The following is a 13,060-nucleotide window of genomic DNA, read 5'->3' on the forward strand; positions in this document are numbered from 1 at the left end:
AGATGTGTATAAGAGGCAGGTCCTGCAGCACCCCGCCCCGGCGCACTTCGTCCCCGGACGTGCCGTCCTGGCGCACCCCATAACGGCGCGCGAGGTTCTGGAGCACCGCGTACGCGGCCCCCTGCCCGTCCTGCCGCCGCAAGCTCACCCGCCCCCGGATCACCACGGCAGGCCCCTCGCCGACGAGCAGCTCGCCCACCGCCACAGCCTGCCGTTCCAAGGTCGATGACATCTCGACTCCCCATTTCGGGCCGGCCTTCCAGAAGCCGGCGGAAAACCAAAAAGGCAGAGACGGGATGTCTCTGCCTCGTGCCGACTCCAGGTGGTCGCTAGCTGCCGACCGGCCCTCCCGGAGCCGGCTCGGTAAACGCGTGGCGACAAGTCATATCTGAACCCTACACCCAGCCCTCCACCTGCTGGACGAGCCTTCTCACATGACGGACTGACCTTCTGGCGAGTCGCCGTTGATCCCTCGCTATGGGAGTATTTCCTGGCCTAGAGGAGGGTACGAGGCCGTTGATGTCGGATCGCAAGCAGGACGGACGCCGCATCGCCGGCCGCTATCAGCTGCAGGAACCCATCGGCAGGGGCGGAATGGGCATCGTCTGGCGAGCCCACGACGAGCTTCTCGACCGCACGGTAGCGGTCAAGGAGGTCCGGTACGCGGCCGCCCTGGGCGAGGAAGTGCAGCTGCTGAACCGGCGCACGATGCGCGAGGCGAGGGCGGCGGCCAGATTCGAGCATCCCAACGTGATCGTCGTCCACGACGTGATCGAGGAGGACGGCCGTCCCTGGATCGTCATGCAGCTCGTCCAGTCGCGGTCCCTGGGCGCCGTGATCAAGCAGGACGGGCCCCTGCCGCCCAAGCGGGTGGCCGAGATCGGCCTGGCCATGCTGGACGCCCTGCACCGGGCGCACGAGTCAGGAGTGCTGCACCGCGACGTCAAACCCGAGAACGTGCTCCTGGCCGACGACGGCCGGGTCGTGCTCACCGACTTCGGCATCGCCACCCTGGAGACCGAGACGCAGCTCACGGTGACGGGGCTGGCGGGCACACCGGCGTTCATCGCGCCCGAGCGGCTCAAGGGCCTGCCCGCGCGGCGCGAGTCCGACCTGTGGTCACTGGGCGCCACGCTGTACACGGCCGTGGAGGGCCGCTCGCCGCACGAGCGCGGGATGGCCCTGGCGACCATGCACGCCGTGCTGACCGACGAGCCCGATCCCGCCACGCACGCGGGTCCGCTGGCCGGTGTGATCGAAGGGCTGCTGACCAAGGAGCCCGTGCAGCGGCTGACGTACGAGGAGGCGCAGCGGCTGCTGCGCAACGCCATCGCGCAGGCGAGCCCGCCGCCGACCGCGCAGTTCCCCGCCGCCCAGCAGTTCCCCGCGCCCGCCCCGGCGAAGCCGAAGGCCAAGCGCAGGCCCGCGCCCACGCCTCCGCCCCTGTCCATGCCCGCGGCTCCGCCCGCCGAGGACGACACCCCGACCGACCCGAACCTGGCGCCGCCCCCGGTCGCGCTCCCCGAGACCGGCGCGCGGATCACCCCCGCGCCGACCGTGGAGCCCAGGCCGCGCACCCAGCCCACGATGAGCGCGGCGAAGCCGGAGAGCCATCGGCGCGCCGCGACGGTCATCGGAGCCGCGGTCGCGGTCCTGCTCGTCGCCGCGGTGGCCGGCTATCTCGGCCTGCGCTCCGCGCCGGAGACGTCCGACCCGGATCCGACGCAGGCGGCCATCACCTCCTCGGGCCCGTCGCAGGAGGCCTCGGCGAGCACCTCCCCGTCGCCCTCGGCCACCGCGTCGGGCACGCCCTCGGCCAGCCCGTCGCCGACACCGACCAAGTCCCCCACCGAGAAGGCGGACCCGCTGCCGGCCGGCTGGAAGATGTACAAGGACAAGATGGGCTTCTCGATCGGGCTGCCCAAGGGCTGGGAAGTGTGGGAGCGCCAGGGCCGGCAGGTCAGGTTCAAGGGTCCCGGCGGCGCGTCCAACGCCTACGTCATGGTCGAAGAGGCGGCGAAGCCGGGCACCGACCCGTACAAGGACTGGAAGAAGCAGGAGCCGTCGCTCAAGCACAACTTCGGCGGCTACAAGAAGCTCGACATCAAGAAGGTCGACGTCAAGGACTTCGACTACATGAAGGCCGCCGCCGACTGGGACTTCACCTGGAACACCGACACGGGCCCATCCCGCGTGCGCAACCGGGGCTTCACGACCCACAACGGGCGTGCCTACGCCATCTACTGGCACACCCTGAAGAGTCACTGGAAGGACGATTACCACTTCTTCGAGGGGTTCGTCGCGAGCTTCAAGCCCAAGAAGTAGGCTTCCCTGCGTGGAAAGGCAGGTCAGCAACCGATACCGCCTCATCGAGCCCCTCGGTGAGGGCGGCATGGGCGTGGTCTGGCGGGCCTACGACGAGCTGCTCGACCGTACGGTGGCGATCAAGGAGGTCCGCTACTCGGGCGTCGGCGACGCCAAGCGGGCGGAGCTCAACAGCAGGACCATCAGGGAGGCCAGGGCGGCGGGCCGCCTCGACCACCCCTCGGTGATCGTCATCCACGACGTCGTCGAGGAGGACGGCCGTCCGTGGATCGTGATGCAGCTCGTACGCTCGCGCTCGCTGGCCCAGGTGCTCCAGGAGCAGGGCCCGCTGCAGGCCGGGCAGGCCGCGGTGATCGGCGGCCGGGTGCTGGACGCCCTGCGGGCCGCGCACGCCACGGGGGTGCTGCACCGCGACGTCAAGCCGGAGAACGTGCTCCTGGCCGACGACGGCCGGGTCGTGCTCACCGACTTCGGCATCGCCTCGCTGGAGGCCGAGGCCGGGCTGACGGCGACCGGCGGGCTGGTGGGCACGCCCGCGTACATGCCGCCCGAGCGGCTCAACGGCGAGCCGGCCAGGCCGGAGTCGGATCTGTGGTCGCTGGGCGCGACGATCTACGCGGCCGTCGAGGGCGAGCCGCCGTTCAGGCGCGACTCGTGGGCGGCCACGGTGGCGGCGGTGCTGCGCGACGAGCCCCGGCCACCGGCGCGGGCGGGCGCGCTGGAGCCGGTCATCATGGGGCTGCTGCGGCGGGACCCGGCGACCAGGATGCCCGCGGAGCAGGCCGCCAGGATGCTGTACGAGGTCGCGTCCGCGCCGCGATGGCCCTCGCCACCTGGCCACCCGCAACCTCCCGGCGCCGCGCCGGCCATCGGAGCCGCACAGGCCGCCGGCGCCGCGCCGGCCGGCGGGCGTCACGGCGACCCGGCCGGGTACCCAAGCGGGCACCCAAGCAAAGCCCCGGGCGGGTACTCGGGCGGGCACCCAAGCGGAGACCGAGCCGGGTACTCCGGCGGGGACCCAAGCGGAGCCCCGGGCGGGTACTCCGGCGGGCACTCAGGCGGAGACCCCGGCGATCAGCGGGGTGCCGGCCGGTGGCAGTCCGGTGACGGCCGGCCGCACCTGGCGACGGGCGGCGGGTCAGAGGCGGTCACCGGGTCGTCCGTGACCGGGCGGCCGCACCAGACGCTCCCGGTGCGGCGCAGGGTCGGCGGCAAGGCGCTCTGGATCGGCGTGCCCGCCGCGGTGGCCGCCGTCGCGGTGCTGGGCACGGCCGGCGTGCTGCTGTCCAGCCAGGGGACGAGCACGACGACGCCCTCCCCCACCCCCACGACGGGACCGGCGACGACAAGCCCGCCGACCACCGGACCGACGCCGAAGCCGTCTCCCACCCGGACGAACCGGCCGCTGCCCGCCGGCTGGCGCTCCTACTCGAACGCCGCCGGCCGCTTCTCGATCGCCCTCCCCAGGCAGTGGCAGGCCGTACAGGACCCCGTAAGGGACAGCATCTCCATCGCCGGCCCCGGCACCTCCGGCAAGATGATCGTCGAGTGGACCGTCCCCGACATCCCCTGGGACGACCCGAAGGCGCACTGGCTCGGGCTGGAGAAGGAGATCCGGGCGAAGGGCGAGTTCCAGCAGTACACCCGCCTCGGCATCACCTCCACCGCCTACCTCGGCCTCAAGGCGGCCGACTGGGAGTTCACCCGGATGCGCGGCGGCCAGCTGATCCACGTGATCAACCGCGGCTTCCATACCGCCGACGGCCGCCCGTACGCGCTCTACTGGGAGGCCCCCGACGCCCGCTGGGACCGGGACCGGCACTACTTCGACACGTTCGTCAAGACGTTCAGACCGCGGTGAAGGAGCAGGCCCACTTCTGGCGGCACCCCGCGGTGCCCGGGACCGACCTGCTCAAGGCCCGCTACGTCACCCACCGCTTCACCCGGCACGTGCACGACGGCTACGCCATCGGGCTCATCGTCGGCGGCGTGGAGGAGTTCGACTACCGCGGCACGCTGCATCGCGCGGGTGCCGGCGAGCTGGTGCTGGTCAACCCCGACGCCTCGCACACCGGCCAGGCCGGGACGCCGGACGGGTGGTCGTACCGCATGCTCTATCCGTCGATCGACGCGCTGGCCGGGATCGCCGCCGAGCTGGGCACGCCCTACGGGACGCCGCACTTCCCCGAGCAGGTGGTGCGCGACGACGCGGTGGCCGCGCTGCTCGGCCGGGCGCACCAGGCGGCCGAGCGCGGCGACGCGCTGGCCGCCTCGACGCTGAGCCGCACGCTGTTCGCGCGGCTGCTGAGCCGGCACGCGACCGTCCGCCCCGCCGCCCTCGTGCCCGCCGAGGGCAGGCGGGCCGTGCGGGAGGCCCTCGACCTGCTGCACGACAGCCTCGTCGACCCGCCCACGCTGGAGGATCTGGCGGACGCGGTGGGCGCGCGGCCGTTCGCGCTGCTGCGGGCGTTCAAGGCGGCGACGGGCCTGCCGCCGCACGCCTACCTGACCTCGCTCCGGGTACGCCGGGCGCGTCACCTGCTCCAGACCGGCGTACGCCCGGCCCAGGTGGCCGCCGAGGTGGGTTTCACCGACCAGGCCCACCTCAACCGGCACTTCAAGCGCATCGTGGGCGTGCCGCCCGCCGCTTACCAGCGCGCAGGAACGTACAAGACCGGCGATTTCCCCACCACATAACCTCAGGTGGCATGGAACAGACAACATCCCGTTCCGCCGCCATACGGGACGGTCTCGGCGTGGGCCTGGCCGTGGGGCTGTCCGGGCTCGCCTTCGGCGCCGCGGCGATCACGGCCGGGCTCAGCGTGCCGCAGGCGTGCGTGCTGAGCCTGCTGACGTTCACCGGCGCCTCGCAGTTCGCCCTGACCGGGGCGGTGGGCGCGGGCGGCGATCTGGTGACCGCGACCCTGGGCGCGCTGCTGCTCGGCGGCCGCAACACCCTCTACGGCCTGCGGCTGGCCGAGCTGCTGCGGGTGCGCGGGCCGCGCCGGCTGCTCGCCGCGCACGGCGTGATCGACGAGACCACGGCCGTCACGCTCGCCCAGCCCACCCCGGAGTCGGCGCGTACGGGCTTCGCGACCACGTTCGTCAGCCTCTACCTCACCTGGAACCTCACCACCCTGGCCGGCGCGTACGGCACCTCGTTCCTGGGCGACCCCGGCGTGCTCGGCCTGGACGTGGTGGGCCCGGCCACGTTCCTGGCCATCCTGTGGCCCCGGCTGAGCGCGAGCGGCGAGCTGCGCCGGCTGGCCGCGGTCGCGGCGGTCATCGCGCTGTGCGCCACCCCGTTCCTCCCGCCCGGCGTGCCCGTGCTGCTGTCGGCCGTCGCGGTCCTGGTGGTGATGGTGCGATGACGCTGTGGTGGGCGATCGCCGCCGTCTGCGCGGGCTGCTACGCGCTCAAGCTGGCCGGCCTGGCCGCGCCGCAGCGGGTGCTGGACCATCCGGCGGTGCGCCGGTTCGCGGAGCTGGTGCCGGTGGCGCTGCTGGCGGCGCTGATCGCGGTGCAGATGTTCACGCAGGAGGGCGGGCTGAGTTTCGACCCCGCGCGTACCGCCGGGCTCGGATCCGCAATCGTGGCGCTCCTGCTCCGCGCCCCTTTTCTGGTCGTTCTGGCCACGGCGGCGGTCGTCACCGCGCTTGTCCGGATGCTTATGGGGTAGTCGCCGGTGCATGTCCGATTCAGCACAGATGGTGGGCGGGCGCTATCGGCTGCTCAGGACGATCGGCCGGGGCGGAATGGGCACGGTGTGGCAGGCACACGATCAGGTGCTCGGCCGGGACGTGGCCGTCAAGGAGATCCTGCCGCCGCCCGGCCTGACGGAGCCCGAGCTCGACGAGTTCACCGTCCGCACGTTCAGGGAGGCCAGAGCGGCCGGCCGGGTGGCGCATCCGGGCGTGGCGGCCGTGTACGACGTGCTGGAGGAGCACGGGCACCCGTGGATCGTCATGCAGTTCGTACCCTCCAGGACCCTGGGCGAGCTCATCCGTGACGACGGCCCGATGCCGCCCGCCGAGGTCGCGGCCATCGGGTTACAGGTCCTGGAGGCGCTGCGCGCGGCGCACGCGGCGGGCGTGCTGCACCGGGACGTCAAACCGGACAACGTACTGCTCACCGAGGACAACAGGGCGGTGCTCACCGACTTCGGCATCGCCACCACCGAGGACGAGGCGCCCCTGACCAGGACCGGCATCCTGATCGGCACACCCGCGTTCATGGCGCCGGAACGGGCCGCCGGCAGCCAGGCGCAGACCGCGTCCGACCTGTGGTCGCTCGGCGTGACCCTGTACATGGCCGTCGAGGGCCACTCACCCTTCCACCGGGACCACGCCCTGGCCACGCTCGGCGCGGTCATGCACGCCGAGCCGGAGCCGCTGGCCCGCGCCGGAGTGCTCGGCCCGGTGCTGCTCGGCCTGCTGCGCAAGAACCCGGCCGAGCGCATGTCGCTGGAGGAGGCGGAGCGGCGGCTGGCCAGGATCATCACCGGCGGCCCGCCCGACGAGACGAGACCCGTCACGCTGCCGACCGGCGTGGGCGCGGGCCTGAACACCAGCCCGGCCGCGCGTTCGGCTGCGGGCCTGGCTGGGGGTGCGGCGGGGGGCCTGGCCGCGGGTGCGGCCAGGGGTTCGGCTGGAGGCCCGGCTGAGGGTGCGCCGCGGCGGCGGCGCCGCTGGCTGCCGCTGGCCGGAATCGCCGCGGGGGCGCTCGTCGTCGCCGTAGTCACGGGCGGCGCCGCCTGGTGGTCCAACCGCCCCGGCGCCGCGACCCACACCACGCCGCCCACGCCCGCCGTCGTGTCCAAGTCCGGCACCACCGCCGAGTCGTCCAAGCCCTCGGCATCCGCTTCGCCGGTTACGCCGGGTACGTCGGCACCGGTGACGTCCGTTCCGCCGGCCTCGCGGAGCACCCCGCCCCCGACCCGTGACCAGCCGGGGAAGCCGACGACCGGGAAGCGCCCCTCGCAGGAGCCGAAGCCCACCGGTTCCGGGACGAAGAAGCCGGGCTCCCCGTCGGAGACGCCAGGCTCGGTCGAGGGGACGGACCGGGACGAGCAGCAGGGCGAGGAGAGCGAGTGACCCGGCCCGCGCAGCGGCTCGGGACACGGCGTCGCGGGCCGGCAGCGACTTGGGAGACGGCCACTCAGGAATCAGCGGCTCAGGGCCCGGCCACTCGAGCTTCGGCGGCTCAGGATTCGGCGGCCACGACGTCCAGCGCCTTCTGCAGGTCCTGCGGGTAGTCGGTGCTGAACGACATCCACTCCCCCGTGGAGGGATGCTCGAAGCCCAGCGCGACCGCGTGCAGCCACTGCCTCTTGAGCCCCAGCCGGGCCGAGAGCGTCGGGTCGGCGCCGTAGAACAGGTCTCCGACGCAGGGGTGGCGCAGGGCCGACATGTGCACCCTGATCTGGTGCGTACGCCCGGTCTCCAGCTTGATGTCCAGCAGCGACGCCGACCTGAACGCCTCGATCGTGTCGTAGTGGGTGACCGACGGCTTGCCGCCCGCGACCACCGCGAACCGGCCGTCGCCCGACGGGTGCCGGTCGATGGGCGCGTCCACGGTGCCCCTGAACGGGTCGGGGTGCCCCTGGACCAGCGCGTGGTAACGCTTGTCGACCGTACGCTCCTTGAAGGCCCGCTTGAGCCACGAGTAGGCGTGCTCGCTCTTGGCCACGACCATCGCGCCCGTGGTGTTGGCGTCGAGGCGGTGCACGATGCCCTGGCGCTCGGCCGCGCCGCTGGTGGCGATCGTGTGCCCGGCGCCGAGCAGGCCGCCGATCACGGTGGAGCCGGTCCAGCCGACGGTCGGGTGGGCGGCCACCCCGATCGGCTTGTTGACCACGATGATGTCGTCGTCCTCGTAGACGATCGTCATCCCCGGCACCGGCTCGGCGACCGGCATCGGCGTGGTGACGGGAGGCGGCAGGGTCACGTCGAGCCACGCGCCCGCGTGCACCCGGTCGGACTTGGCCGGCTGCCGGCCGTCCACCAGCACCTCGCCCGAGCCGATCAGCTCGGCGGCGCGGGTGCGGGAGAAACCGAACAGCCTCGACAGGGCGGCGTCGAGCCGCTCGCCCTCCAGCCCGTCGGGCACGGGCAGACTCCGCTGCTCAGTCACTCTTCTCGACCTCCTTGGCGCTCTCCCTGGACCCGTCGATCTGGACGTTGCGCCAGGCCAGGATGACCGCCAGGATGCCGCCGCAGACGATCGCGGAGTCGGCGATGTTGAACACGGGGAAATAGTCGATGATCGGGAAATGGCCGGGGAGCACCTCGATGAAGTCGACCACGTGCCCCTGGAACTGCGTCGACCGGCCGATGCCCGACGGGTAGCGCAGCAACCGGTCGGTGAGGTTGCCGAGCGCCCCGCCGAGCAGCAGGCCGAGCGTGATCGCCCAGGACCTGCTGCCCAGCTTGCGCGCGGTGCGCACGATGGCCACCACCACGCCGGCCGCGATGAAGGTGAAGATGAAGGTCATCCCCGTGCCGATGCTGAACGCGGCCCCGGAGTTGAAGATCACCCGGAACTGCAGCACGTCCTGGATGACGACCAGCGGCGCTCGCCCCTCAAGCGTCCGCAGCACCACCGTCTTGGTGATGAGGTCGGCGAGGTAGATGACGGCCGCCAGCACGATGAGCACGGCGAACAGGCGGCCACGGGGCTTGCCTACCGGCGCTCCTCCTTCTGCTTGCAGGCCACGCACAGCGTCGCCCTCGGGAACGCCTGCAGGCGCTCCTTGCCGATCGGCTTGTGGCACGATTCGCACACTCCATAGGTCCCTGCGTCGATCCGGGCGATCGCACGTTCGTTCTGCGCGACCAGATCGCGCGCATTCAGGGTAAGGGCGATCTCGCGTTCGCGCTCGTACGTCTTCGCGCCGGCGTCCGCCTGGTCGTCGCCGGCTCCCTGGGTGACGTCTCCAGAGGCTATCTCCGACTCGTGGCGGAGGATGTCCGCGTTGAGCTCGTCGATCTCGGTCTGGAGACTGCCGCGTACCTCGGCCAGCTCCTCTTCCGACCACATCGACGGTGTAGCGGTCTGCGTGACTGCCGCCATGGCTGCCTCCATTGCTGATCAAGGCCGTAAATGGTGCGGGCAGCTTAGGATCCACATAACGGAACGGCAAACGACCCGCCGGACGGTTTACCTCCCCCGTACTATCCCGCCTCGCGCATTCAACTCCTCCTCAGGCGCGTCCATTCCCACAACTTTGTCGGCTTTACGTCTTCGCTACCGGCGGCGTGGCCGCAGAAGTGAGACGCGTGTGCATCGCCAGGGAAACTGGGAAGCCTCAGCCTCCACTCTGCGTTATGGTTTGAGACTGCAAGGCGTTGATGGGGCCCGACTGTGAGGGATATCACCCCGGAGCCGCCGGAAGAACGGCTTTCGAGCTCATTAGACCCGGCAGCAGACTTGAATGAAGAGGGCTTCGCCATGCGAGGCCAAGAAGGGTGGTACCGCGGGGCCGCGAGGCTTCGTCCCTTCACGCTAGCCCTACCGGCCGTATCAAGCGTGGAGGTCCCGCCAGAAATGTCTGCTTTCCGCTCTCTTCCCGCGCAGGTCGACCTGCCCGCGCTCGAGCGTGAGGTCCTCGACCGCTGGCGGGACGGGAAGATCTTCGAGCGTTCCGTCGAGCAGAACGCCGGCAACCCCTCCTGGGTCTTCTACGAGGGCCCGCCCACGGCCAACGGCCTGCCCGGCGTCCACCACGTCGAGGCGCGGGTCTTCAAGGACCTCTTCCCCCGCTACAAGTCCATGCGCGGATTCAGCGTTCCGCGTAAGGCCGGCTGGGACTGCCACGGCCTGCCGGTCGAGGTCGGCGTCGAGCGCGAGCTGGGCCTGTCCGGCAAGAAGGACATCGAGACGTACGGCATCGCCGAGTTCAACGCCAAGTGCCGCGAGTCGGTGCTGCGGCACGTGGACGCGTTCGAGCAGATGACCGAGCGCATGGGCTACTGGATCGACCTGTCGCAGGCCTACCGGACCATGGACCCGTCCTACATCGAGTCGGTGTGGTGGTCGCTCAAGGTCGTGTTCGACAAGGGGCTGCTGTTCCGCGACTTCCGCATCACGCCCTACTGCCCGCGCTGCGGCACGGGCCTGTCCGACCACGAGCTGGGCCAGCCCGGCGGCTACGAGAACGTCTCAAGCCCGTCGGTCTACGTCCGCATGCCGGTCACGTCGGGGCCGCTGGCCGAGCTGGACGCGGCGCTGCTGATCTGGACGACGACGCCGTGGACGCTGGTCTCCAACACGGCGGTGGCCGTGCACCCCGAGGTGACGTACGTCGCGGCCCGCACCGCCGGCGGCGAGGTCCTCGTCGTGGCCGAGCCGCTGCTCGCGGTGCTCGGCGAGGGGGCGACCGAGGTCGCCCGCTACACCGGCCGCGAGCTGGAGCGCACCACCTACTCCCGCCCGTTCGACCTGGTCGACATCCCAGACGCCCACTACGTCGTGCTCGGCGACTACGTCACCGTCGAGGACGGCACCGGCCTGGTCCACCAGGCGCCGGCCTTCGGCGCCGACGACCTCGCCGTGATCAAGCGGTACGACATGCCGATCGTCAACCCGATCGGCCCCGACGGCCGCTTCCTCGACGACGTCCCCATGGTCGGCGGGCAGTTCTTCAAGGACGCCGACGAGGAGCTGACCGAGGACCTGCGCGCCCGCGGGCTGCTGTTCCGCGGCGGCCACTTCGAGCACAGCTACCCCCACTGCTGGCGCTGCCACACCCCGCTGCTCTACTACGCGCTCCCGTCCTGGTACATCCGCACCACCTCGGTCAAGGACCAGATGCTGGCGGAGAACTCCAAGACCAACTGGTTCCCCGACACGATCAAGTGGGGCCGGTTCGGCGAGTGGCTGCGCAACAACGTCGACTGGTCGCTGTCGCGCTCGCGCTACTGGGGCACGCCGCTGCCGCTGTGGGTGTGCTCCGAGGACGAGTCCCACGTCACGTGCGTCGGCTCGATGGCCGAGCTGAGCGACCTGGCGGGCCAGGACGTCTCCGCGCTCGACCCGCACCGCCCGTACGTCGACGACGTGACCTTCGACTGCCCGTCCTGCGGCGCCGAGGCCCGCCGCGTGCCCGACGTCATCGACGCCTGGTACGACTCCGGCTCCATGCCCTTCGCGCAGTGGGGCGAGCACGGCAAGCCCGAGGGCCTCTACCCGGCGCAGTTCATCTGCGAGGCCACCGACCAGACGCGCGGCTGGTTCTACTCGCTGATGGCGGTCGGCACGCTCGTCTTCGGCCAGTCCTCCTACGAGAACGTGCTCTGCCTCGGCCTCATCCTGGCCGAGGACGGCCGCAAGATGAGCAAGCACCTGGGCAACATCCTCGAGCCGATCCCGCTGATGGACCAGCACGGGGCCGACGCGCTGCGCTGGTTCATGGCCTGCTCGGGCTCGCCGTGGTCGGCCCGCAGGGTGGGGCACAACACGCTGGAGGAGATCGTCCGCAAGGTCCTGCTGACGCTCTGGAACACCTCCTCGTTCTTCACCCTCTACGCCAACGCCGAGTCGTGGTCGCCGGCCATGCTGGCCGAGGCCACGCCCGCGGCCGAGCGCCCGCTGCTCGACCGCTGGGCGCTGGCCGAGCTGCACAGGACGGTGGCTGAGGTCACGGCGTCCCTGGACGTCTACGACACCCAGCGCGCCGGACGCCGGCTGGCCGACTTCCTCGACGACCTGTCCAACTGGTACGTCCGCCGCTCGCGCCGCCGCTTCTGGCAGGGCTCGAAGGACGCGTTCGCGACCCTGTACGAGTGCCTGGAGACGGTGACGCGGCTGATGTCACCCATCACGCCGTTCATCACCGACTACCTCTGGGACGTCCTGCGTTCCGCCGAGGCGCCCTCCTCCGTCCACCTGGCCTCCTGGCCGGAGGTGCGCGAGGACCTGCTGAACCCGGCGCTGTCGGACCAGATGGCGCTGGTGCGCCGGCTGGTGGAGCTGGGCCGCTCGGCGCGCGCCTCGTCGGGCGTCAAGACCCGTCAGCCGCTGGGCCGCGCCCTCGTGGGCGCCCACGGCTGGCCGTCGCTCCCGCAGGAGCTCAGGGGCCTGGTGGCGGACGAGCTGAACGTCCAGACCCTTGAGGACATGTCAGGCTTCAGCGCCGATCTCGTGTCCTACTCCGTCAAGCCCAACTTCCGGGCCCTGGGCAAGCGCTTCGGCTCCCAGACCAAGCTCGTGGCCGCCGCGGTGACCGCCGCCGACCCCACGCGCGTGGCCCGCGCCCTGCGCTCGGGCTCCACAGTCATGGTGGAGGCGGACTCGCTGGGCGAGATCATGCTCGGCCCCGACGAAGTGATCGTCAACGAGCAGCCCCGTGCGGGCTGGGCCGTGGAGACGGGGGCGATCGGCACGGGCACGGGCGAGACGGTGGCCCTGGACCTGGAGCTCACCGACGCCCTGCGCCGCGCCGGCCTCCTGCGCGAGGTCATCCGCCTGGTCCAGGAGGCCCGCAAGTCGACCGGCCTGTCGATCACGGACCGCATCGACCTGTGGTGGACCACGACGTCCCCTGACCTGGCGCAGGCGCTGCGGGCAGACGGACGGGTCGTGGCGGAGGAGGTCCTGGCGACCACGGTCACGGAGGGCACGGTGGAGGACGTGGCGTCCCACACGGACGAGGACCTCGCCCTGACCTCTGTCGCTTATACACATCTGGGGGGTCTCCGTATCTGTAAAAAAAAAAAATACATATAGGTGCATGGAA

At 71.4% G+C, this 13,060-nt stretch carries 10 protein-coding genes and 1 pseudogene; 7 read left to right on the forward strand and 4 right to left on the reverse strand.

Translation table 11 applies throughout. The features are described from left to right. A pseudogene (locus ETD85_RS52460) lies at window positions 1–232 on the reverse strand (hypothetical protein); the annotation flags it as partial. A gap of 287 nt (window positions 233–519) precedes the next feature. Here ETD85_RS52460 and ETD85_RS52465 point away from each other — a divergent pair. The 6 genes from ETD85_RS52465 to ETD85_RS52490 are packed head-to-tail and all read left to right on the forward strand — an operon-like array spanning window position 520 to window position 7,418. Continuing rightward, complete coding sequence (locus ETD85_RS52465; protein ID WP_170247328.1) at window positions 520–2,325, forward strand: serine/threonine-protein kinase; 1,806 nt, start codon at window positions 520–522, stop codon at window positions 2,323–2,325. Between the two features lie 10 nt (window positions 2,326–2,335). Beyond that, on the forward strand, window positions 2,336–4,186 hold the full coding sequence (locus tag ETD85_RS52470) for a serine/threonine-protein kinase (RefSeq protein WP_138697353.1): 1,851 nt from the start codon (window positions 2,336–2,338) through the stop codon (window positions 4,184–4,186). Further along, window positions 4,183–5,022, forward strand: coding sequence for an AraC family transcriptional regulator (locus tag ETD85_RS52475; RefSeq protein ID WP_240779999.1), 840 nt, complete (start codon window positions 4,183–4,185; stop codon window positions 5,020–5,022). Before ETD85_RS52470 ends, ETD85_RS52475 begins: the two co-directional genes overlap by 4 nt. Window positions 5,023–5,033: 11 nt before the next feature. Beyond that, on the forward strand, window positions 5,034–5,696 hold the full coding sequence (locus ETD85_RS52480) for an AzlC family ABC transporter permease (RefSeq protein ID WP_138697354.1): 663 nt from the start codon (window positions 5,034–5,036) through the stop codon (window positions 5,694–5,696). After that, window positions 5,693–6,004: an AzlD domain-containing protein gene (locus ETD85_RS52485; RefSeq protein ID WP_138697355.1), complete on the forward strand. Its 312-nt coding sequence runs from the start codon at window positions 5,693–5,695 to the stop codon at window positions 6,002–6,004. Before ETD85_RS52480 ends, ETD85_RS52485 begins: the two co-directional genes overlap by 4 nt. 10 nt (window positions 6,005–6,014) lie before the next feature. Continuing rightward, entirely contained in the window at window positions 6,015–7,418 is a 1,404-nt protein-coding gene (locus tag ETD85_RS52490; protein WP_138697356.1) for a serine/threonine-protein kinase, read from the forward strand. A gap of 109 nt (window positions 7,419–7,527) precedes the next feature. On the opposite strand, the gene ETD85_RS52495 is transcribed toward ETD85_RS52490, so the two are convergent. The 3 genes from ETD85_RS52495 to ETD85_RS52505 are packed head-to-tail and all read right to left on the reverse strand — an operon-like array spanning window position 7,528 to window position 9,396. After that, window positions 7,528–8,457: an RluA family pseudouridine synthase gene (locus ETD85_RS52495; protein WP_138697357.1), complete on the reverse strand. Its 930-nt coding sequence runs from the start codon at window positions 8,455–8,457 to the stop codon at window positions 7,528–7,530. Further along, complete coding sequence (lspA, locus tag ETD85_RS52500) at window positions 8,450–8,980, reverse strand: signal peptidase II (protein WP_338087252.1); 531 nt, start codon at window positions 8,978–8,980, stop codon at window positions 8,450–8,452. The genes ETD85_RS52495 and lspA overlap by 8 nt, the downstream gene beginning before the upstream one ends. A gap of 26 nt (window positions 8,981–9,006) precedes the next feature. Further along, window positions 9,007–9,396, reverse strand: a complete 390-nt coding sequence (locus tag ETD85_RS52505; protein WP_206059438.1) for a TraR/DksA family transcriptional regulator — start codon at window positions 9,394–9,396, stop codon at window positions 9,007–9,009. Between the two features lie 474 nt (window positions 9,397–9,870). Here ETD85_RS52505 and ileS point away from each other — a divergent pair, with 474 nt between their 5' ends. Continuing rightward, window positions 9,871–13,050 carry an isoleucine--tRNA ligase gene (gene ileS / locus ETD85_RS52510; protein ID WP_138697359.1) on the forward strand — a complete coding sequence of 1,060 codons (3,180 nt, stop codon included), beginning with the start codon at window positions 9,871–9,873 and terminating at the stop codon, window positions 13,048–13,050. The last annotated feature ends 10 nt before the right edge of the window (window positions 13,051–13,060 follow it).

It is taken from the genome of Nonomuraea zeae (genome assembly GCF_005889725.1).
Classification (GTDB): domain Bacteria; phylum Actinomycetota; class Actinomycetes; order Streptosporangiales; family Streptosporangiaceae; genus Nonomuraea; species Nonomuraea zeae.